At 69.7% G+C, this 20,657-nt stretch carries 19 protein-coding genes and 1 tRNA gene; 8 read left to right on the forward strand and 12 right to left on the reverse strand.

Annotation, left to right across the window (positions count from 1 at the left end; translation table 11 throughout):
- Positions 1-18 precede the first annotated feature (18 nt).
- The 4 genes from ACK1X7_RS25930 to ACK1X7_RS25945 all read right to left on the reverse strand — a co-directional run bounded on the left by ACK1X7_RS25930 (position 19) and on the right by ACK1X7_RS25945 (position 3,630).
- Positions 19-372: a rhodanese-like domain-containing protein gene (locus ACK1X7_RS25930; protein WP_413115706.1), complete on the reverse strand. Its 354-nt coding sequence runs from the start codon at positions 370-372 to the stop codon at positions 19-21.
- Positions 373-415: 43 nt separating this feature from the next.
- The gene (locus tag ACK1X7_RS25935; protein WP_385138166.1) at positions 416-1,396 is read right to left on the reverse strand and encodes a hypothetical protein; all 981 of its coding nucleotides are present in this window, start codon (positions 1,394-1,396) and stop codon (positions 416-418) included.
- A gap of 97 nt (positions 1,397-1,493) precedes the next feature.
- The gene (locus tag ACK1X7_RS25940) at positions 1,494-3,020 is read right to left on the reverse strand and encodes a DUF2252 domain-containing protein (protein WP_385138107.1); all 1,527 of its coding nucleotides are present in this window, start codon (positions 3,018-3,020) and stop codon (positions 1,494-1,496) included.
- Positions 3,021-3,252: 232 nt separating this feature from the next.
- A complete protein-coding gene (locus ACK1X7_RS25945; protein WP_385138108.1) occupies positions 3,253-3,630 on the reverse strand; it encodes a winged helix-turn-helix transcriptional regulator in 378 nt (125 codons plus the stop codon).
- 115 nt (positions 3,631-3,745) lie between these two features.
- On the opposite strand from ACK1X7_RS25945, the gene ACK1X7_RS25950 reads away from it, so the two are divergent.
- Positions 3,746-4,399: an FMN-dependent NADH-azoreductase gene (locus tag ACK1X7_RS25950; protein WP_385138110.1), complete on the forward strand. Its 654-nt coding sequence runs from the start codon at positions 3,746-3,748 to the stop codon at positions 4,397-4,399.
- Between the two features lie 283 nt (positions 4,400-4,682).
- Here ACK1X7_RS25950 and ACK1X7_RS25955 read toward each other — a convergent pair.
- Positions 4,683-4,769 (reverse strand) — tRNA-Leu (locus ACK1X7_RS25955).
- A gap of 327 nt (positions 4,770-5,096) precedes the next feature.
- Here ACK1X7_RS25955 and ACK1X7_RS25960 point away from each other — a divergent pair.
- The 6 genes from ACK1X7_RS25960 (at position 5,097) to pknB (ending at position 13,208) form a co-directional block, all read left to right on the forward strand.
- Positions 5,097-5,933, forward strand: a complete 837-nt coding sequence (locus ACK1X7_RS25960; protein ID WP_385138111.1) for an FhaA domain-containing protein — start codon at positions 5,097-5,099, stop codon at positions 5,931-5,933.
- Positions 5,934-5,943: 10 nt separating this feature from the next.
- Positions 5,944-6,462: an FHA domain-containing protein FhaB/FipA gene (locus ACK1X7_RS25965; RefSeq protein WP_014053590.1), complete on the forward strand. Its 519-nt coding sequence runs from the start codon at positions 5,944-5,946 to the stop codon at positions 6,460-6,462.
- Positions 6,463-6,537: 75 nt separating this feature from the next.
- Positions 6,538-8,121 carry a PP2C family protein-serine/threonine phosphatase gene (locus tag ACK1X7_RS25970; protein ID WP_385138113.1) on the forward strand — a complete coding sequence of 528 codons (1,584 nt, stop codon included), beginning with the start codon at positions 6,538-6,540 and terminating at the stop codon, positions 8,119-8,121.
- A gap of 22 nt (positions 8,122-8,143) precedes the next feature.
- Complete coding sequence (locus ACK1X7_RS25975; protein ID WP_385138115.1) at positions 8,144-9,556, forward strand: FtsW/RodA/SpoVE family cell cycle protein; 1,413 nt, start codon at positions 8,144-8,146, stop codon at positions 9,554-9,556.
- Positions 9,553-11,025 (forward strand): peptidoglycan D,D-transpeptidase FtsI family protein, encoded by a 1,473-nt coding sequence (locus ACK1X7_RS25980; protein ID WP_385138117.1) that lies wholly within the window; start codon positions 9,553-9,555, stop codon positions 11,023-11,025. The genes ACK1X7_RS25975 and ACK1X7_RS25980 overlap by 4 nt, the downstream gene beginning before the upstream one ends.
- 167 nt (positions 11,026-11,192) lie before the next feature.
- Positions 11,193-13,208 carry a Stk1 family PASTA domain-containing Ser/Thr kinase gene (pknB, locus tag ACK1X7_RS25985; protein ID WP_385138119.1) on the forward strand — a complete coding sequence of 672 codons (2,016 nt, stop codon included), beginning with the start codon at positions 11,193-11,195 and terminating at the stop codon, positions 13,206-13,208.
- 77 nt (positions 13,209-13,285) lie between these two features.
- Here the strand turns inward: pknB and ACK1X7_RS25990 are convergent, their stop codons facing one another.
- From ACK1X7_RS25990 to ACK1X7_RS26020, 7 genes are all read right to left on the reverse strand, one after another.
- Positions 13,286-14,887 carry an IS1182 family transposase gene (locus ACK1X7_RS25990; RefSeq protein WP_413114605.1) on the reverse strand — a complete coding sequence of 534 codons (1,602 nt, stop codon included), beginning with the start codon at positions 14,885-14,887 and terminating at the stop codon, positions 13,286-13,288.
- A gap of 287 nt (positions 14,888-15,174) precedes the next feature.
- The gene (locus ACK1X7_RS25995; protein ID WP_216346476.1) at positions 15,175-15,915 is read right to left on the reverse strand and encodes a class E sortase; all 741 of its coding nucleotides are present in this window, start codon (positions 15,913-15,915) and stop codon (positions 15,175-15,177) included.
- A 40-nt stretch (positions 15,916-15,955) separates the two neighbouring features.
- Positions 15,956-17,560 carry a class E sortase gene (locus ACK1X7_RS26000; protein ID WP_413115707.1) on the reverse strand — a complete coding sequence of 535 codons (1,605 nt, stop codon included), beginning with the start codon at positions 17,558-17,560 and terminating at the stop codon, positions 15,956-15,958.
- Positions 17,557-18,207, reverse strand: coding sequence for an aminodeoxychorismate/anthranilate synthase component II (locus ACK1X7_RS26005; RefSeq protein WP_385138123.1), 651 nt, complete (start codon positions 18,205-18,207; stop codon positions 17,557-17,559). Before ACK1X7_RS26005 ends, ACK1X7_RS26000 begins: the two co-directional genes overlap by 4 nt.
- Positions 18,204-18,380 carry a hypothetical protein gene (locus ACK1X7_RS26010; RefSeq protein WP_086710638.1) on the reverse strand — a complete coding sequence of 59 codons (177 nt, stop codon included), beginning with the start codon at positions 18,378-18,380 and terminating at the stop codon, positions 18,204-18,206. The genes ACK1X7_RS26005 and ACK1X7_RS26010 overlap by 4 nt, the downstream gene beginning before the upstream one ends.
- A gap of 90 nt (positions 18,381-18,470) precedes the next feature.
- Complete coding sequence (locus ACK1X7_RS26015) at positions 18,471-19,142, reverse strand: class E sortase (protein WP_216346407.1); 672 nt, start codon at positions 19,140-19,142, stop codon at positions 18,471-18,473.
- A gap of 81 nt (positions 19,143-19,223) precedes the next feature.
- A complete protein-coding gene (locus tag ACK1X7_RS26020; protein WP_385138125.1) occupies positions 19,224-19,994 on the reverse strand; it encodes a DUF881 domain-containing protein in 771 nt (256 codons plus the stop codon).
- 145 nt (positions 19,995-20,139) lie between these two features.
- Between ACK1X7_RS26020 and crgA the strand changes: the two genes are divergently transcribed.
- Positions 20,140-20,397: a cell division protein CrgA gene (gene crgA / locus ACK1X7_RS26025; protein WP_030827826.1), complete on the forward strand. Its 258-nt coding sequence runs from the start codon at positions 20,140-20,142 to the stop codon at positions 20,395-20,397.
- The last annotated feature ends 260 nt before the right edge of the window (positions 20,398-20,657 follow it).

Raw genomic sequence — 20,657 nt, forward strand, 5'->3', positions numbered from 1 at the left:
TCGATCATAGGGAAACCCCTAGAGCACAAAGGCCCCTTCGGCCTTGCCGTCGGGGCCGCTCACCATCGGCCGGCCCGCCGCGTCCCAGGCGAGCATCCCGCCGTCCACATTCACCGCGTCCAGACCCTGCGCGACCAGATACTGCGTCACCTGCGCGGAGCGGCCGCCGACCCGGCACATCACATGCACCCGCCGCCCCTCGCCGACCGCCGCGGTCAGCTCATCGAAGCGCGCCACGACCTGTCCCATCGGAATGTGCAGCGCGCCCTCGACATGCCCGGCCGTCCACTCGTCGTCCTCCCGGACATCCAGCAGAAGGCCATCGGCCGGTACCGCCGCCGCCGCCATCTGGGGAAGCTGGGCAAAATGCATCAGACACACCTCTCACCTGACATCGGAAGCTGCGGCAAACCTACTACCGCACCAGCTCCGCGAGCCGGGTCTCCTTCTCCGCGGCCTGGGCCAGCAGTTGCTCGGCGATCTCGTCCAGCAGCCGGTCGGGGTCCTCCGGCGCCATCTTGATCATCGCGCCGATCGCGCTCGACTCAAGCTCCTCGGCGACCGCGGCCAGCATCTCCTTGCGCTCGGCCAGCCACTCCAGCCGGGCGTACAGCTCCTCGCTGCGGCTCGCCCGCCGCTCCGGCGGCGGCGGACCGGCCTCCCACTCCTCGGCCAGTGCCCGAAGCGCCTCCTCGTCCCCGGCCGCGTACGCCGCGTTGACCCGCACGATGAAGGCACCGCGCCGCTCCCGCTCGGCCTCCTCCTCGGCCAGATCCGGATGGGCCTTACGGGCCAGCTCCCGGTAGATCCGGCGGGCCTCCTCGCTCGGCCGCACCCGCGGCGGCGGCTGTACGGGCCGCTCGGTGAGCATCGCGGCCGCCTCCGCCGAGAGCCCATCGGAGTCGATCCAGCCGTGGAACAGCTCCTCCACGCCCGGCATCGGCTGCACCAGCCCCCGCGCCTCATGGGCTTTGCGGATGTCCTCCGGATCGCCGGTGCGCGCCGCGACCGCCTCGGCGATCAGCGCGTCCAGCTCGTCGAGGCGCGAGTACATCGGCCCGAGCCGCTGGTGGTGCAACCGGGAGAAGTTCTCCACCTCCACCCGGAAGGTCTCCACCGCGATCTCGAACTCGATCAGCGCCTGCTCGGCCGCGCGCACCGCCCGTTCCAGACGCTCGGCGGCCTGAGCCTCCTCCTGAGCCCGGGCGTCCCCGGCGTCCGCGGCATCTCCGGAACCGGCGTCCCCGGACGACCCCGCGTCCCCGGGCCCGGCATCCGCGGAACGGGATTCCTCGGAACGGGATTCCTCGGACCGCGTCTCCCCGGGCCATGTCTCCCCGGATCGTGTCGCCCCGGACCGGTCGTGCGACTCCGCCTGGGGCTCCGCGTCCGACACCGACTGCCGTGCCTGCTGCTGCGCTTCCGGATTCGTCACCCGCTCAGACTACGTCCGGCGGTGATCGACGACCGAGCTCGCACCCCCGCCCCGCGCCTCACACCCCCATCTCGGCCGCTATCCGGCCCTTGCGCACCGCCACGACCAGCGCGGAGTGATCCGCTTCCGTGCGATCCGCGTACGCCACCGCGAAGGTGGCCACCGCTTCGTCCAGCTCCTCGCCCTTGCCGCAGTAACCGGCCAGCAGCCGAGGGTCCGCGCTGTGGGCATGGGCCCGCGCCAGCAGCGCGCCGGTCATCCGCCCGTAGTCGTCCATCTGGTCAGCAGCCAGTGCCGCCGGGTCCACGCTTCCCTTGCGGTTGCGGAACTGCCGCACCTGGTAATGCCGCCCCCGCACCGTCGTCCACCCCAGCAGGATGTCGCTGACCACCTGCATCCGCTTCTGGCCGAGCACCACCCGCCGCCCCTCATGTGTGACGTCCGGCACCTCGAAACCGGCCTTCGCCGCATACGGCAGCAGTGCGGAGGGGCGCGCCTCCTTCACCTGGAGCACCATCGGCTCGCCCCGGTGGTCGAGCAGCAGCACCACATAGGAGCGGGTGCCCACACTGCCCGTGCCGACCACCCGGAACGCCACATCGTGCACCTCGTACCGCGAGAGCAGCGGCAGCCGGTCCTCCGGCAGCGTGCCCAGATACTCGGCGAGCGAGGAGGCCACCGCCGCCGCCTCCTCGTCCGGCACCCTCCGCAGCACCGGCGGCGCGTCCACGAAGCGCCGGGCCTCCGGCCGGCCGGAGGAGCCCTCCTCGCCCGGCACGGGCTCGGTGGACCGGGCCGCGTACCGCGCGCTGGTGTTCCGCCGGGCCTTCTCGGAGATCCGCTCCAACGTGCCGACCAGGTCCTTGGCGTCCGTGTGGGAGACCAGCTCCTCGTCCGCAATCGCGTTCCACGCGTCCGCCGCCGGGAGCTTGGCCAGCAGCCGCACCGTGCGCCGGTAGGCGCCCACGGCGTCCCGTGCCGCCGCCCGGCAGGTGTCCTCGTCGGCACCCGCCTCCCGGCCGGCCAGCACCAGCGAGACCGCGAGCCGCTTCACATCCCACTCCCATGGGCCGTGGACGGTCTCGTCGAAGTCATTGAGATCGATGATCAGGCCGCCGCGCGCATCTCCGTAGATCCCGAAGTTGGCGGCGTGGGCATCGCCACAGAGCTGTGCCCCGATACCGGTCACCGGCGTGCTCGTGAGGTCATGCGCCATCAGCCCGGCGGCACCGCGCAGAAAGGAGAAGGGGCCCGCGGCCATCCGCCCCACCCGGATCGGGGTGAGCTCCGGCAGCCGCCCGGCGTTCGACCGCTCGACCGCCGCCACCGGATCCGGCCGCCCCTCGGCCCTCGGCGGCTCGGCGTGCACCGAGCGCGGCACCCGCTTGCGCAGCGCCTTGCCCCGCTGCCGGGGAGATGGTCCGTCACCGCTCCAGACGGCGAAGCCCGGAACCGGCGGCAGCCGCCGGGCCGCCCCGCCCGCGGCGCCCTCGCCGCCCGGCCCCCGCTCGCCGTTCTGCCCGCTCTCTCCGCTCCGGCCGCCCTCGCCGCTTCCGCCGTCCTGACCGCTCCGGTCGTCCGTCATCGCGCCCCCGCCTTCCTCGCACACGACATCGACTGAGCAGACCGTACCCCCTGTCGACCCACCCCGTCAGAGCCTGTGGAAAACCTCGGCGATCATGGTGAAACCCCTGATCAGACGTGACTCAACGCGGCCCGGCCCCGACCCGGCCCCAGGCTCCGTCACGGAACCGGCCCCAGGCTCCGTCACGGAACCGGCCCCAGGCTCGGTCACGGAACCGGCCCCGGCCCCGGGCTCAGCCCCGGAACTGCTCCGGGCAGGCGTCGCCACCCGAGGGCAGATGGCTCTCCGCCCACCGCGACAGCTCCTTCAGCGCGGGCTCCAGCGCCTTCCCCGCGTCGGTCAGCCGATAGGCCACCCGCAGCGGCGGCCCGGCGTCGACCTCCCGCACCACCAGACCCGCCGCGGAGAGCTCGGTGAGCCGGTCCGACAGCATCCGCTCACTGATCCCCGGGATGGCTCGCCGAAGCTCGGCGAAGTACGCCGCCTGCTCCGTCAGCACGGCCACGATGAGCCCCGTCCAGCGCTTGCCGAACAGCTCGAAGAACCGCGTCATCTCGCCGTCGACCTGCTTGCAGGCCCGCTCGTCGTGCTCCCCACGATCCTTCGCCATGGAATACAGACTACTGCGTTCCGGTTCGGGACTATAGAAAAGTAAGCTACTGTGCCATCTGTAGGTACGTAGGTATTACGGGTTCCTTGCCGAGCCCTCTTCACTGGAGGCATCCATGCCGACTCTTCTGCACATCGACACGTCCGTCTCCCCTGGTGAAGCCTCCGCTTCCCGCTCGGTCACGGCCACCTTCCGCAAGGAATGGGAAGCCCAGCACCCGAACGGCACGGTGATCTATCGCGACCTGGCAGCCGAGCCGCTGCCGCACCTGGACGGCCTCGCCGCCGCGGCCGGTTTCACCGCACCCGATCAGCGCTCGCCCGAGCAGCACGAGGCGTTCGCCCTGCGGGAGACCCTTGCCAGTGAGCTCGAGCAGGCGGACACGGTCCTGATCGCCGCCCCGATGTACAACTTCACGATCCCCTCCACCCTCAAGGCGTGGCTGGACCACGTGATCATCATGGGCCGCACCGCGGGCGCCGAGCAGACCACCACCTCGGGCACCCCGACCGTCGTCGTCGCCAGCCGTGGCGGCGGTTACGGCCCCGGCACCCCCCGGGAGAGCTTCGAGTTCGTCACGAACTACCTGGGGAAGGCGCTGGGCGACGGGCTCGGCCTCGATGTCACCTTCGTTGTGCCCGAACTCACCATGGCCCGCAGCAATCCGGCCATGGCCGAGCTGGTCGACGCCTCGGACGCCTCCAAGGCGAAGGCCCACGAGGAGGCCGCGGCCAAGGCCAAGGAGCTCGCCACCCGCCTCGCCGCCTGATCAGCTCAGCCCGACCGACTGATCAGCCCGACCGACTGATGAGGCTGACCGACTGATGAGGCTGACCGACCGATCAGCCTGACCGCACGCATAACCCAGCCTGATCCGCCCGATCCCGTCCCACCCGGGCATCAGGCCACAGGGGCCTCCCCTCCCCGGGGAGGCCCCTAGCCATACCCCTGGGATGGCCGGGCCCCGGCAAGACCTCCGCAAGACCCCTGCCACAACGCGAAGCGGGCCTCCCAAAAGCGACTTTCGTCACTTCTGAGAGGCCCGCTCCGACTGGTGCGCGAGGGGGGAGTTGAACCCCCACGCCCTTTCGGGCACTGGAACCTGAATCCAGCGCGTCTGCCTATTCCGCCACCCGCGCATGGGTGCTGCCGTCCGGCCACTCGTCCCGCTCCCCGGGCTGATCTTCTCGACCTGTCCGGTTCGTGTGGAGCGCCTTTCGACATCCAGAACATTAGCACGCCCTCCGGGGTGCAATCACACCCGTTACCGGCGCCCCCGCCCCCACCCGTCCGTGGAGCGTCACGGTTGCGGGACACTGTCGTCAGGGCACCTCTACGATCCCTGTGAGAGGTGACACTGCTCCACAGGGCAAGGAAGGGGAACCACCCGATTTCCCGACGCGTGGATACGATCAGTAAGCAGTACCAGGACGGCACAGAGCACGAGTGACGGAAGGAGGTGCCCCGTGGGAGTACTGAAACGCTTCGAGCAGCGTCTCGAGGGCCTCGTGAACGGCACCTTCGCCAAGGTGTTCAAGTCCGAGGTCCAGCCTGTCGAGATCGCCGGCGCCCTCCAGCGGGAGTGCGACAACAACGCCACGATCTGGAACCGCGACCGGACGGTTGTCCCCAATGACTTCATCGTCGAGCTGAGCACGCCCGACTACGAGCGGCTCAGCCCGTATTCCGGCCAGCTCGGCGACGAGCTGGCCGGTATGGTCCGCGACTACGCCAAGCAGCAGCGTTACACCTTCATGGGCGCCATCAAGGTGCATCTCCAGAAGGCCGACGATCTCGACACCGGCCTGTACCGGGTGCGCAGCCGGACGCTGGCGTCCAGCGAGTCCCAGGACCCGCAGCAGGCGGCGGGCCGCCCCGGCGCCGGAGCCCCGCAGCAGCGCCCCGGCGGTTACGGCTACCCCGCCCAGCCCGCCGGTGCCCCGCCGATGCCGTCCACGCCCCCCGGCGCCCGTCCGGCGCCCCGCACCAGCGGGGCCGGGGCCGGAGCCCAGCAGCAGGGCCAGACCCGACGCTGGATCGAGATCAACGGCAGCCGCCACCAGATCTCCCGGCCCACGCTCGTCCTGGGCCGCTCCACCGACGCTGACGTGCGGATCGACGATCCCGGTGTCTCCCGCAGACACTGCGAGATCCGGGTCGGAACCCCACCGACCGTCCAGGATCTCGGGTCGACCAACGGCATCGTGGTGGACGGACAGCACACCACGCGCGCTACGCTCCGCGACGGCTCGCGGATCGTCGTGGGCAGCACCACCATCGTTTACCGGCAAGCCGAAGGGTGAAGCGGGGGCAATGTCAGAGCTGACCCTCACGGTCATGCGGTTGGGTTTCCTCGCCGTACTGTGGCTGTTCGTCATCGTGGCCGTCCAGGTCATCCGCAGCGATCTGTTCGGGACCCGCGTGACCCAGCGCGGTTCCGCGCGGCGCGGCGCCCCCGACCGGCCGCAGCAGCAGCAACAGCGGCAGAGCGCGCCGCCGCCGCAGCGCCAGCAGTCCGGTGGCCGCGGCCGCCGCGGTGCCCCCACCAAGCTGGTGGTCTCCGAGGGCACGCTCACCGGCACCACGGTCGCCCTCCAGGGGCAGACCATCACCCTCGGCCGTGCGCACGATTCAACAATCGTGCTGGACGACGACTACGCCTCCAGCCGGCATGCCAGGATCTACCCGGACCGTGACGGCCAGTGGATCGTCGAGGATCTCGGGTCCACCAACGGCACGTATCTCGACCGGACCCGGCTCACCACACCGACGCCGATCGCGCTGGGTGCGCCGATTCGCATCGGCAAGACCGTCATCGAGCTGCGGAAGTAGTAGGACCATGACGACCGGAGGGTGGGCAGCGTGGTTGGCAAGGGGCTGTACCCGGAGCCGACAGGCGAGGTGCGCATGAGTCTGTCACTGCGTTTCGCGGCCGGATCGCACAAGGGCATGATCCGGGAGGGCAACGAGGACTCCGGCTATGCCGGTCCCCGGCTGCTCGCCATCGCGGACGGCATGGGTGGCCAGGCCGCCGGCGAGGTCGCCAGCTCCGAGGTGATCTCCACCCTCGTCCAGCTCGACGACGACGTCCCGGGCTCGGACATCCTGACGTCCCTCGGCAGCGCCGTGCAGCGGGCCAATGACCAGTTGCGCGTCATGGTCGAGGAGGACCCCCAGCTCGAGGGCATGGGCACCACGCTCACCGCCCTGCTGTGGACCGGCCAGCGGCTCGGCCTGGTGCACGTCGGCGACTCGCGCGCGTATCTGCTGCGCGACGGCGTGCTCACCCAGATCACCCAGGACCACACCTGGGTGCAGCGCCTGGTCGACGAGGGCCGGATCACCGAGGAGGAGGCGGGCACCCACCCGCAGCGCTCCCTGCTGATGCGCGCGCTGGGCAGCGGCGACCATGTCGAGCCCGATCTGTCCATCCGCGAGGTCCGGGCCGGGGACCGCTATCTGATCTGCTCCGACGGCCTGTCCGGCGTCGTGAGCCATCAGACCCTCGAGGAGACCCTCGGCAACTACCAGGGCCCGCACGAGACCGTGCAGGAGCTGATCCAGCTCGCCCTGCGCGGCGGCGGCCCCGACAACATCACCTGCATCGTCGCCGACGTCCTCGACGTCGACGGCGGCGACACCCTGGCCGCCCAGCTCAACGACACCCCCGTGATCGTGGGCGCGGTCGCCGAGAACCAGGTCCCGCTCGGGGACGGCGGCGCCGCGCACACCCCCGCGGGCCGCGCGGCCGAGCTCGGCAGGTCCGTCCCCCAGCAGGGGGACCCGCACGGCGGCTTCGGACCGCCCGGCAGCGGCGACCCGGCCATGGGCGGTCTGCCGCAGGGCAGTTACGACGACTACGCCGACGGCGACTTCACCAAGAAGAGCGGCGCCAAGACCTGGGCCAAGCGGTCGCTCTTCATCGTGCTGGGCCTGGCCGTGATCGGCGGCGGGCTCTACGGCGGCTATCGCTGGACCCAGACGCAGTACTACGTGGGCTCCAACGGCGACCATGTCGCGATCTACCAGGGCATCAGCCAGGACCTCGCCTGGATCAAGCTCAACAAGGTCCATGAGGACCACCGCGAGATCGAACTCAAGTACCTCCCGGCCGACCAGCGCGGCCGCGTGGAGGACACCATCACGGTCAGCGGGCTGGGCCAGGCCCAGGACAAGACCAAGGACCTCGCCACCCTCGCCGGCGCCTGCAAGAAGGCCGAGGCCCAGGAGAAGGCCGAGGACAGCCAGAAGGACCTCACCGGCGGCAACAAGGGCAAGAACGGCGGCTCCGGGGGCAGCCCCTCCAACAGCGCCGGCCCGTCCCAGAGCAGCGCCCGTTCCGGGGACAACACCGAGAGCCAGCTCGGGACGCACGCCGCGAAGGCCACCACCAAGCCCACGCCGACGACGTCTCCCACTCCGAAGCCCGGCCCCACCCTCTCGGAGGAGGAGAAGAAGTTGGTCCCGCAGTGCAGCAGCACCCAGCAGTGAAGCCGTAAGGGGCCGTCCACCCATGAGCAGTAGTACGACCAACACGACGACGATCAGTACGGCCGGGCCGCCGAGCAGGCGGAACACCGAGCTGGCCATGCTCGTCTTCGCGGTGATCATTCCGGTCTTCGCCTACGCCAACGCGGGCCTGGCGCTCAGCGACGAGATGCCCTCCGGCATGCTCAGCTACGGCATCGGACTCGGTCTGCTGGCCGCCGTCGGCCATCTGGTGGTCCGGAAGTTCGCGCCGTACGCGGATCCGCTGCTGCTGCCGATCGCCACCCTCCTCAATGGGCTGGGCCTGGTGCTCATCTGGCGGCTGGACCAGTCCAAGCGGCTGGCCCAGCGGGCGGAGAGCATCGGCCAGGTCTTCGCGCCCTCGGCGCCCAACCAGCTCATCTACTCGGCGCTGGGTGTGGCCCTCTTCGTCGGCGTGCTGATCCTGCTCAAGGATCACCGCCTGCTCCAGCGCTACACCTACATCTCCATGGTGGTGGCGCTGATCCTGCTGATCCTGCCGGTGTTCTTCCCGCCCCGGTTCGGCGCGCGCATCTGGATCACCCTCGGCAGCTTCTCCATCCAGCCCGGCGAGTTCGCCAAGATCATCATCGCCGTGTTCTTCTCCGGCTATCTGATGGTCAAGCGGGACGCACTCGCGCTCGCCAGCCGCCGCTTCATGGGGCTGTACCTGCCCCGCGGCCGTGACCTCGGCCCCATCCTGGTGGTCTGGGCCATAAGCATCCTCATCCTCGTCTTCGAGACCGACCTCGGCACCTCGCTGCTGTTCTTCGGCCTCTTCGTCGTGATGCTGTACGTCGCCACCGAGCGCACCAGTTGGATCGTCTTCGGTCTGCTGATGTCCGCGGTCGGCGCGGTCGGCGTCGCCACCTTCGAACCGCACGTCCAGCAGCGGGTGGACGCCTGGCTCGACCCCTTCGCGGCGTTCAAGACCGGGGGCAGTGACCAGATCGCCCAGGCGATGATGGCCTTCGGCTCCGGCGGGGTCTTCGGCACCGGCCTCGGCCAGGGCAACTCCGACCTCATCGGCTTCGCCGCCAACTCCGACTTCATCCTGGCCACGATCGGCGAGGAGCTCGGGCTCGCGGGCACCATGGCGATCCTGCTGCTCTACGGCCTGATCGTGGAGCGCGGTGTGCGCACCGCCCTCGCCGCCCGCGACCCGTTCGGCAAGCTGCTGGCCATCGGCCTGTCCGCGGCCTTCGCCATTCAGGTCTTCGTCGTGGCGGGCGGTGTGATGGGCCTCATCCCGCTGACCGGTATGACCATGCCGTTCATCGCACAGGGTGGTTCGTCCGTCATCGCCAACTGGGCACTCGTCGCCATTCTGATCAAGATCAGCGACACCGCGCGCCGTCCGGCGCCGGCGCCCGCTCCCACCACAGACGCCGAGATGACCCAGGTGGTCCGACCGTGAACAAGCCGCTGCGCCGAATCGCGATCTTCTGCGGACTTCTCGTCTTCGCCCTGCTGCTGCGGGACAACTGGATCCAGTACGTCCAGGCCGACGAGCTCAAGAACCACGACAAGAACCGCCGGGTCCTGATCGCCCGTTACGGCCAGCCGCGCGGCAACATCATCGTCGACGGCCAGCCGATCACCGGATCCGTCGAGACCAACGGCACCGACTTCAAGTACAAGCGCACCTACAAGAACGGTCCCATGTGGGCACCGGTCACGGGGTTCGCCTCGCAGGCGTTCGACGCCAACCAGATCGAGAAGCTCGAAGACCAGATCCTTACGGGCAACGACGACCGCCTCTTCTTCAACCGGACGATCGACATGATCACCGGCAAGAAGCAGAAGGGCGGCGACGTCATCACCACCCTGAACGGCAAGGCCCAGAAGGCCGCCTTCGAGGGCCTCGGCAACAAGAAGGGCGCCGTCGCCGCGCTCGACCCGCGCACCGGCAAGATCCTCGCCCTCGCCTCCACCCCGAGCTACGACCCCTCGAAGATCGCGGGCGCCTCCAAGAAGGACGCTGACGCGTACAACGCGCTCAAGCCGGACGTCGACAAGGACGATCCGATGCTCAACCGGGCGCTGCGGCAGACCTACCCGCCCGGCTCGACCTTCAAGGTCGTCACCGCGGCGGCGGCGCTGGAGAACGGCAAGTACACGGACATCGACGGGCCGACCGATTCCCCGGACCCCTGGAAGCTCCCGCTGTCCACCCAGCCGCTGCCCAACGAGGGGAACATCCCCTGCAAGGACGCCTCGCTGCGGCAGGCGCTCCGCTACTCCTGCAACACGGTCTTCGGCAAGCTCGGTGACGACCTCGGCAAGGACAAGATGCTGGAGGAGGCCGAGAAGTTCGGCTTCAACAAGGAGGTCCTGACGCCGGTCCGCACCAACGCCAGCGTCTACCCCGAGAAGATGGACCAGCCCGGCAACGCGATGTCGGCCATCGGCCAGTTCGACAACCGGGCCACCCCGCTCCAGATGGCCATGGTCGCCGCCGCGGTCGCCAACGACGGCAAGCTGATGAAGCCGTACATGGTCGACTCGCTGCGCGCGCCCAACCTCAACACCGTCGAGCAGACCGACCCGGAGCAGATGAGCCAGCCGCTCAGCTCGGAGAACGCCCAGAAGCTCCAGAGCATGATGGAGACCGTGGTCAAGGAGGGCACCGGCACCAGCGCCCGGATCCCGGGCGTCACGGTCGGCGGCAAGACCGGTACCGCGCAGCACGGCGTCGCCAACAGCAAGAACCCCTATGCGTGGTTCATCTCCTACGCCAAGGGGAATGACGGCTCGCCGGTGGCGGTCGCGGTGGTCATCGAAGGGTCCGACACCCTCCGTGGCGACATCGCCGGTGGCAAGCTGGCCGCGCCGATCGCCAAGAGCGTGATGCAGGCCGTACTGGAAACCGAGCGCGACAAGTGACCCCGGTCACGTCCGGATACCAATCCCGCACGTCGCCGTACCGGTCCGGTATCAGATAGCGACTGAGGCCGGGTCCCGTAAGACGTGCCGGGTACGGTATGCCCGAGCAGCACTTCGCCGGCCCCCATAGGCGCGGCCGGGAACCACGGAAGAGGGCTGGAGTAGCTATGGAAGAGCCGCGTCGCCTCGGCGGCCGGTATGAGCTGGGCTCAGTGCTCGGCCGCGGTGGCATGGCGGAGGTCTACCTCGCGCACGACACCCGCCTCGGCCGTACTGTCGCTGTGAAGACGCTCCGGGCGGACCTCGCCCGTGACCCGTCCTTCCAGGCCCGGTTCCGCCGAGAGGCCCAGTCGGCCGCCTCGCTCAACCATCCCGCGATCGTCGCGGTCTACGACACCGGCGAGGACTACGTCGACGGCGTCTCGATCCCGTACATCGTGATGGAGTACGTCGACGGTTCCACGCTGCGTGAGCTTCTCCACTCGGGCAGAAAGCTGCTCCCCGAGCGCTCACTGGAGATGACCACCGGAATCCTCCAGGCACTCGAGTACTCGCACCGCAACAACATCGTCCACCGGGACATCAAACCGGCCAACGTCATGCTCACGCGGGACGGCCAGGTCAAGGTGATGGACTTCGGCATCGCCCGCGCCATGGGCGACGCCGGTATGACCATGACGCAGACGGCCGCCGTCATCGGCACCGCCCAGTACCTCTCCCCCGAGCAGGCCAAGGGCGAGACCGTCGACGCCCGCAGCGACCTCTACTCCACCGGGTGTCTGCTCTACGAGCTGCTGACCGTAAGGCCGCCGTTCGTGGGCGACTCCCCGGTGGCCGTCGCGTATCAGCATGTGCGGGAGGACCCGCAGCCGCCGAGCACCTACGACCCCGAGATCACCCCGGAGATGGACGCCATCGTCCTGCGGGCGCTGGTCAAGGACCCCGACTACCGCTACCAGTCGGCCGACGAGATGCGTGCCGACATCGAGGCGGCCCTGGAGGGCCAGCCGGTGGCCGCCACCGCAGCGCTGGGCGCGGTCGGCTACGGCTCCGAGGACCAGCCCACCGCGATGCTGCGGCCGCAGAACTCCGGTGCCGGGGCGCAGACCTCGATGCTCCCGCCGATGCGCGAGGACGACGGGGGCTTCGGCTACGACGAGCGGCCGGACCGTGGCCGGGGGCGCGGGGGCTCCGGCAAGAAGAGCAACCTCTCGACGATCCTGCTGATCGTCGCGGGGATACTGGTGCTGGTCGGCGCGATCTTCATCGGGAAGTCGCTGTTCGGCGGCGGTAAGAACGACGACATGGTCCCGGTCCCCAGCCTCGTCGGCAAGACGATCGCCGACGCCAAGAGCCAAGGGGAGAACGGCGACTTCAAGATCAAGAACGTCGGCTCCAAGTTCTGCGAGAACGCGGACAAGGACACCGTCTGCGAGCAGAATCCCGAGGGCGGCGGCGAGATCAAGCGGTACGGCGTGGTCGAGCTGACCATGTCCAAGGGCCCCAAGCCCGCGGCGAGGGTCGAGGTGCCCGACGTCCTGAACGTGCAGTACGCGTCGGCCAAGGACCAGCTCGAGGCCAAGGGTTTCACGGTCGAGCAGAAGACCCAGCAGTCGGACCAGACCGCCGGCAAGGTGATCGACCAGGACCCGAAGGGCGGCAAGAAGGTCGCGAAGGGCGCCACGATCACCCTGACCGTCGCCGAGGCGCAGCAGAAGGTCACCGTCCCGGACGTGACCACGCAGAAGGTCGCGGACGCCACGGACGCCCTCCAGCAGAAGGGCCTCAAGGTCCAGACGCAGGAGGTCGAAAACGGCGACGTCGAGGCCGGTACGGTCACCGACCAGACGCCCAAGGGCGGCCAGGAGGTCCTGCCCGGTTCGACGGTCACGCTGACCGTCGCCAAGGCCGCCGCCGCGGAGAACGTGCCGGTGCCCAACCTGGGCGGCCAGAAGCTCAAGGACGCCAAGAAGGCGCTCCAGGACCTGGGCCTGAACGTGGGCAACATCGCCGGTCCGCAGGACGACAACGCCACCGTGATCGCCAGCCAGCCCGGTGCGGGCACCCAGGTGCCCAAGGGCCAGTCCGTGAACCTCGTCACGGTCGCCGGGCAGGGCGACGGAGGGAACGGCAACGGAGGCGGGGGCGGCGGAGGCATCTTCGGCGGCCAGAACGGCTTCTAGCAGCACGGTGACACGAAAGAGGCCCCCGGCACCCTGAGAAGGGGACGCTGACTCTGTCGGGGATCTTGGCGGTCTGTTCAGTCTTTGGCGGACCGCCAAGACCTCGGCCGGGTGATTCCGTGCTGGTCCAGGTAGTTCTGGAAGGCGGTCGGCGGCCGGGACGGAGGTGCTTCTCCGGTCGGCGGCCGTCGGCTGAGGCGCTCGATGTTTGCGGCGATGGCCGTGAACACGTGCTGTAGGTGGGCTTTGTGCTGTCCCCGGTAGCGGCAGTGGCGCATGCCGTGTCCGTGGGCGAGCTCGTTGACGGTGCCTTCCACTCCGGAGCGGACCGCATAGCGGGCCTGCCATTCGGATGTCTGCTGCTCGGCACGGACGCGGAGTTGCAGGTCACGGAGTTCTCGCGGGGGAAAGCCCACGCTCCGGGCGCTGTCGGCGGTGGTCGTGCAGCGGGTGCGGACCGGGCAGGGACGGCACTGGCCCTTGGTGAACCGCGCGATGATCAGAGGTGCCGCGGTGGGTGAGGAAGCCGGGTAGGGGCCGTGCCATCCCGCGCTGGTCTCGCCCTGTGGGCAGGTGACCTGCCGGCGGTCGAAGTCGATGTGGAAGTCGTCGCGGCCGAACCCGTTGTTCCTGCGGTGCTGGCGGGTGGTGTTGACCGGCAGTGGTCCGGTGACCGTGATCTGGTGTTCGCGGGCTGCCTGTTCCAGATGGACCAGGGAGGTGTAACCGCCGTCGACCAGGTGCTCGGCGGGCAGCAGCCCGCGGCGCCCCAGCCGGGTGTGGATGCCGGGCAGAGCCTTCGCGTCGTAGCCGGTGGCGTCGGTGGTGGCCACATCCGTGATCACGTTGACACCGTCCGGGTCACAGGTCTCGGTGAGATGCGCGACGAAGCCTTTCCAGCGGGTGTCGCCGCGGCGCGCGTAGCGGGCCGTCGGATCGTAGGGCGAGACGACCGCGACGGCCGAGGGCGGCAGGCCGCCGTCCTCGGCGGTGCGCCAGCGCAGGCGGCCGGCCCCGTCGCGGCAGTAGTTCTGCACCATGATCTGCCGCAGGGCCTGGACGCGGGGCCCGGACAAGCGTTCCGGCCCGTGCTGCCCGAGGTGCTCGATCAGCCGGACGGCATCGCCTCCGGTGGCGAGGATCCTGGACTTGGGGCGGGTGGGGTTCTTGCCCAGACGGACCGGACGGCCGTAGCGGCGCCCCCACTCCTCGTCGACCAGGCCGGCCAGCAGGTGCGGAGCTGTGCCGGCCAGTTCTTCCAGCGCGGCGCGGACCGCCTCGGTGACCAGTTCCAGCCGGGTCAGGTCGCGCACCGCGGCCAGGACATGGGTGGAGTCCGTGCGCTGGGTGGTGCGCTCACGGACGAGACCGGCCTCCTTCAGGCGCGCGAGCGCGAGGTCGAGGAGACGGTCGGCTCGGCCGTCCTCGGTGAGACGCTCACGGAAGTCGGCCAGCACGCTGTGGTGGAAGCCGGGGTCGTCCAGTTCCATGGCCAGCGCGTACTTGAAATCGATGCGGCAGCGAACCGCTTCGGCTGCCTGCCGGTCCGACAGACCGAGGAGGAACTGAAGCACGCAGACGGTGGCCAGCTGGGCGGGCGAGAGACCCGGGCGGCCATCACGCGGGTACCAGTCGGCGAAGTCCTCGTCACGCCACAGCCCGCCCAGGTGGTCTCTCACCCACATCGCCGTCGTACCGCCCGGATTGCTCGCCCGCGCCATCTGCACGGTCAGAGAAGGGACTGCTCACCGGAACGGGGGCGGAGCGACAACGGGCACCTCGACAACTGCATTGGTTCTTGAACAGAGCCGAGCATGCCCGTTGATCACACTGCCCCGCCGGGGATCCTCAAGATCCCCGACAGAGTCAGCGTCTCCTAAGAAGGGTGCCGGGGGCTTCTTTCGTGCTCAGGGGCTTCGTCGTGCTCAGGGACCGTCCGAGGGAGCAGGAGGCCGTCCCGAGGGGGTCAACGCAGTTCCTTGGGGGGCGTGCGGTCCGCGTCGACCTTCTCGGTGCGCTCCAGTTCGCCCCAGACGATGTAGCGGTGGCGGGAGGTGTAGACGGGGGTGCAGGTCGAGAGGGTGATGTAGCGGCCCGGCCGCTTGCGGCCCGACTCCTTCGGGACCGCGTTCAGCACCTCCACGTTGTACTTCGAGGTCTCCGGCAGCGTCGCGTAGACCTTGTAGACATACCAGGTGTCGCGGGTCTCGAAGACCACCGCGTCGCCGTCGTGGACCTTGTCGATGTTGTGGAACTTCGCACCGTGCCCGTCCCGGTGCGCGGCCAGGCTGAAGTTGCCCTTCTTGTCCCATGGCATCGCGGACTTGACCGGCTGGGTGTAGTAACCGGCCACACCGTCGTTGAGGGTCTCGGTGCTGGTGCCCTTCTTGACCAGCACCTCGCCGTTGTGCATGGACGGTACGTGCAGGAAGCCGATGCCGCTCTTGGTGTCCAGCCTGCCCGGCCCCTGCTGCGACCAGTGCTTGCGCACCCGGTCGCCCTGCTTCTTCGCCTCGCGGTCGGCCAGGACGTTGGTCCACCACAGCGAGTAGACGACGAACAGGGCGAGAATCAGCCCCGCGGTGATCAGCAGCTCGCCGAAGACCGCTATGGCCGCGGCTACCCGCCCACGGCCGGTACGACGGCTGGGCGTTGCGGGCGGGCCGGGGTGCCGGTCCTGCCGCTCGTCGTGGTCGGTGCGTGCCACCGCGTCGTACCCCTTTTTCTGGTTTCCCGGCTGTTCCCGCTCATTCGACCAGCGCGTCCGGCTTTCCCTTGCTACGCGGCCGCTCCTCGACCATCTTGCCCCAGAGGATCATCCGGTAGGTGCTGGTGAATTCGGGGGTGCAGGTGGTCAGCGTGATGTACCGGCCCGGTTCGGTGAAGCCGGAGCCGGGCGGCACCGGCTTGATGACGCCCGTGTTGGACGGCGACGTCTGCGGCAGGATGCTTTTCATCGCATAGGTGTAGTACCGGCTCTGCGTCTCGACGACGATCTCGTCGCCGGGCTTGAGGCGGTTGATGTAGCGGAACGGCTCGCCGTGGGTGTTGCGATGCCCGGCGAGCGCGAAGTTGCCCTTCTTGTCCCATGGCATGGCGGTCTTCAGCGGGCTCTTGCCGTAGTGGCCGACCATGCCGCGGTCGAGGACCTTGTGCTTGTCGATGCCCTCCGCGATCGGGGCCTTCACGTCCAGCTTGGGGATGTAGATGATCGCGAACCCCTGCCCGGGGGAGAAGGTGCCCGGGTCCCGGTCGTCGCCGCCGTTCTCGTCCCACTTCTTCTGAAGGTTGTTCGCGGCGCCGTTGGCCTGCTGATGGGCACGGATGTTCGTCCACCAGAGCTGATAGGTGACGAAGAGCAGCATCACCACGCCGAGCGTGATGAACAGCTCCCCCACCACCCGGCTCGCCACCACCCCGGGGCTGTCCTTACGGGCCCGCGCGGCACGCTTGGCCTCCATACGGGTGCGGGGCGCGGCGCCCGCGGCGCTCCCCGCGCCCTCCGTGGGCCCTGTGGCGCCCGCCTCGGCCGTGCCGCGCCGGGCGCGCGAGCCATGCCGTCCGGCGCGCTTTCCGGCCCCCTGGGCGGCCTTACGGCGGGCGGCCCGGCCGCCGGGCGGGGGTTCGGCGCCGCTGTCCCGGTCCGGTTCGACCTTGCGCAGCGCCATGGTCCGGTCGGCGGGGCCCGCCTCGACGGCGCGCAGGGCGACCGTCTCGTCGTCGCGCCGGGCCGTCACCGGGGGCAGGGCGACCGTCTCGTCGTCGCGCCGGGCCGTCACCGGGGGCAGGACGGCCGTCTCGTCGTCGCGCCGGGGTGTCACCGGGGGCAGGACGGCCGTCTCCGCGGCGTCCGGGGCGCGTGCGGACGGCTCGGCGGAACGTGAGGGCGTCCCCGGGGCGCGTACGGGCGTCTGAGCGGCGTGTGCGGGCCCTGAGGGCCCCGAGGACGCCGAGGGCCCCGCGGGGGCCGCGCGGGCGCGTCGGCGCCCCGTGGGCGGCCCGGCCGGCTCAGCGGCCTCCTCCGGCCCGGCGGGGGCCGGGCGGGCGCGCCGTCGGCGACCGGTGGGCGGCGGTACCGAGAGCGACGCGGTGCCCATGGCCCGCCCCGTGGGCCCGGCCGGGGCGGAGTCCGGCAGCGGGTCGGCCAGAGGGTCGGCCAGAGGGTCCCGAAGGCCCTCCACGGCCGCCGCGAACGCGTCCGGGCCCGTATGCCCGCCATGGGCGTCATGGCCCCCATGCGCGCCATGGGCGTCATGGACGGCGTGCTGCTCGTGAGACCCGTACGGCGGGTACGGGGCGGGCTCCCGGGCGCCGTGGCCGGCGCCCTCGCGCTCAGGGCGCGGTCCGGTCACTCGCCGGCCTTACCGCCGACCGCCCCGACCACCGGGGCGAGCCCCGCGGACCGCCCCACGGCATCCGTGTCCCCGCACTCCACCAGCCAGTTGGCGAGCATCAGATGGCCCCATTCGGTGAGGACCGACTCGGGGTGGAACTGGACGCCCTCGACCCGCAGTTCGCGGTGGCGCAGCCCCATGGCGATGCCGCTCTCCGTCCAGGCCGTGATCTCCAACTCCGGGGGCACCGTCCCCCGTTCCACGGCCAGCGAGTGGTAGCGGGTGGCGGTGAAGGGCGTGGGCAGTCCGCTGAAGACGCCGGCGCCCTCATGGATCACCAGCGAGGTCTTGCCGTGCAGCAGCTCCGGGGCCCGCCCGACGACGCCGCCGTAGGCGACGGCCATGGACTGCATCCCCAGGCAGACGCCGAACACCGGTACGCCGGTGCTCGCGCAGTGCCGCACCATGTCGACGCAGACCCCCGCCTCCTCCGGGGTGCCGGGCCCGGGCGACAGCAGGACTCCGTCGAAGCCGTCCTGGGCGTGGGCCAGGGAGACCTCGTCGTTGCGCACCACCTCGCACTCGGCGCCGAGCTGGTAGAGGTACTGGACGAGGTTGAAGACGAAGCTGTCGTAGTTGTCGACGACCAGGATGCGCGCGCTCATCGCGGACCCGCCATTCCCTCGTCGACCGTCACGTCATTGAACGGCAGCAGGGGCTCCGCCCAGGGGAAGACGTACTGGAAGAGCACGAAGACGATCGCCAGCACCAGCACGAGCGAAATCAGCGCCCGCATCCATGCGTTACCCGGCAGATGCCGCCAGATCCAGCCGTACATGCCATCCCTACTCACCGATGACGAAGTCGATTGCAGCACCGGAGTGCAGCACCAGAGTAAGGGGCGAGGGGTGGGGCAGGAGGGTCAGCTCTACAAAGCCTTGGGCTTGCCTTGGGCAACCGATTGGGTCGCGTCGAGGTGCGCCCAGGTGATCAGGCGGTGGCTGTGGCCCCACTCCGGCTCACAGGTCGTCAGCGTGAGATAGCGCCCGGGGCGCCGGAAACCGGACGCGCGCGGCACCGGATCGATCACCCCGGTGTCGGTCGGCAGGGTGCGGTAGGGCCGCCGGTCGACGCGGTAGGTGAACCAGGTGGTGCCGTCGGTCAGCACCACCGCGTCACCGGGGCGCAGCGCGGGGAAGTCCTTGAAGGGGTCGCCGTAGGTGCGGCGGTGCCCGGCGACGGCGAAGTTGCCGAGAGCGCCGAGGCGGGCGGTGCGGGAGTAGTGGCCGAGCCCCTTCTTCAGGGTGCCGGTCGCGGTGCCCTCGAGGACGGGCTTGGCCCAGTCGGCGCCGAAGCGCGGGATGTACATGATCGCGAAAGAGTCGCCGGAGGCGTAGCGGCGGGGCTCGGACGAGGGCTCGGCCCCGGCGGTGACCGTGCCGGTGGCCCATCGGTCCTGGAGATGGTCGATCTCGCCGTCCATGGCGCGGTCGGCCCGTACCGAGGTCCAGTACAGGACGTAGACCACCAAAAGGATGATCAGGGCTCCGACGGTGACGCAGATCTCACTGAGCGTCCTGACGATCAGCCGCGTTCTCATCGGCCCCCACTGTCCGCCCCGCTGACCCCGTGGCGCCGGCCCGTGTCCCTGACCCGTGCCGCGTACCGGTGTCCGCCGCTGCTATCCGATGGGCTGTGCCTGGTGCAGATCCACTGTGCCGGAGTAGCCGGGAAGAGTCACCTTGTCGTGCTGGTCGACTTTCCAGCCGAGGCCGTACGCGTCCACATAGCTGCGGTAGTTCTGGATCGCCGGCGAGGCGGTGAGGGCGGCGTTCAACTTGCCCCGGTCACCCACGGCGGTGACCTTGTAGGGCGGTGAGTAGACCTGGCCCTGAAGGATCAGGGTGTTGCCGACGCAGCGCACCGCGCTGGTGGAGATCAGCCGCTGATCCATGACCTTGATCCCCTTGGCGCCGCCCTGCCACAGCGCGTTGACCACGGCCTGAAGGTCCTGCTGGTGGATGACGAGATCGTTGGGCTGGGGATCCGGGACGCCGGGGATCTGCGGGGTGGCGTTCGGCGGGGCGTCGGTGAGGGTGACCGTGAGGCCGGCTCCGGAGAGCTTCCTGGTGCCGGCGGTCTTCTCCAGCTCGGCCAGCTTGCGGCGCTCGGCCTGGGTGCTGCCGTTGTCCCGCCGGGCGAGGGCGTCGACCTCGGAGCGTATTTTGCCGGTGCTGTCGCCCAGGGTGCCGTTCTTACGGCTGCGTTCCTGGATGAGATCGGAGAGCCGCAGCATCGATTCATCGCTGCGGATGTTGGTGCCCTGGGCTGTGTTGAAACTGGTCCAGAAGATCACTCCGGCCAGCGCGAAAACGGCGCCGGTCAGCAGTCGCACGGGCCGGAACCGGGGGCGGCGGGACGCCGGGGTGGGGGAGTCAGCGGAATTGCTCAACGTACCCTTACTCCTTACGACGCCGCGGAAGGACTACGCTAACGGACGTGTGGGGGAGGGACGTGGTCCCCGTCGCTGTCCCGCCCCGGCGCCGTCCGTACACATCCCCGCGCGGTCACGCAGCGCATCGACAGGAGAGTTCCTCGTGCCGAAGTCACGGATCCGCAAGAAGGACGACTTCACGCCGCCGCCGGCGAAGCAGGCAGCCAGCATCAACTTGAACAGCGGCCGCCGGTGGGTGGCACCGCTGATGCTGGCCATGTTCCTGATCGGCCTCGCGTGGATCGTCATCTTCTACGTGACCACGGGCGATATGCCGGTCGAATCGCTCGGCAACTGGAACATCGTGGTCGGCTTCGGCTTCATCGCCGCGGGGTTCGTCGTTTCCACCCAGTGGAAGTGACCCGGCTGTCCGCACGCCGGTCCCCAGGTTGTCCACAGAGTTATCCACAGCCGGGGAAAACTCAGAAGATCTGTGGATAACCTCTGCCGTGTTGACGCCGGTGTGACCGGCGACGGGCGTCCGTTCGATCGTTCACACCCCCGCCTTCCTGCGAAAACGCAGGTCAGTCGGGGGTCGTACGCAGGTTCTCCACAGGTTGCGTATGATCCACCACTTGCTGTGGACAACTGACCGAGCCCGGCTCGGCCCAACGCGCCGGA

The sequence above is a fragment of the Streptomyces sp. CY-1 genome (assembly GCF_047218265.1).
In the GTDB taxonomy this organism is placed as follows: domain Bacteria; phylum Actinomycetota; class Actinomycetes; order Streptomycetales; family Streptomycetaceae; genus Streptomyces; species Streptomyces niphimycinicus.

Excerpts from the sequence above, each read along its gene's own strand:
- ACK1X7_RS25930 (WP_413115706.1), bottom strand. The coding sequence starts at position 372 with ATGCATTTTGCCCAGCTTCCCCAGATGGCGGCGGCGGCGGTACCGGCC.
- ACK1X7_RS25940 (WP_385138107.1), bottom strand. The coding sequence starts at position 3,020 with ATGACGGACGACCGGAGCGGTCAGGACGGCGGAAGCGGCGAGGGCGGC.
- ACK1X7_RS25945 (WP_385138108.1), bottom strand. The coding sequence starts at position 3,630 with ATGGCGAAGGATCGTGGGGAGCACGACGAGCGGGCCTGCAAGCAGGTC.
- ACK1X7_RS25950 (WP_385138110.1), top strand. The coding sequence starts at position 3,746 with ATGCCGACTCTTCTGCACATCGACACGTCCGTCTCCCCTGGTGAAGCC.
- ACK1X7_RS25965 (WP_014053590.1), top strand. The coding sequence starts at position 5,944 with ATGTCAGAGCTGACCCTCACGGTCATGCGGTTGGGTTTCCTCGCCGTA.
- ACK1X7_RS25970 (WP_385138113.1), top strand. The coding sequence starts at position 6,538 with ATGAGTCTGTCACTGCGTTTCGCGGCCGGATCGCACAAGGGCATGATC.
- ACK1X7_RS25975 (WP_385138115.1), top strand. The coding sequence starts at position 8,144 with ATGAGCAGTAGTACGACCAACACGACGACGATCAGTACGGCCGGGCCG.
- pknB (WP_385138119.1), top strand. The coding sequence starts at position 11,193 with ATGGAAGAGCCGCGTCGCCTCGGCGGCCGGTATGAGCTGGGCTCAGTG.
- ACK1X7_RS26005 (WP_385138123.1), bottom strand. The coding sequence starts at position 18,207 with ATGAGCGCGCGCATCCTGGTCGTCGACAACTACGACAGCTTCGTCTTC.
- ACK1X7_RS26010 (WP_086710638.1), bottom strand. The coding sequence starts at position 18,380 with ATGTACGGCTGGATCTGGCGGCATCTGCCGGGTAACGCATGGATGCGG.
- ACK1X7_RS26015 (WP_216346407.1), bottom strand. The coding sequence starts at position 19,142 with ATGAGAACGCGGCTGATCGTCAGGACGCTCAGTGAGATCTGCGTCACC.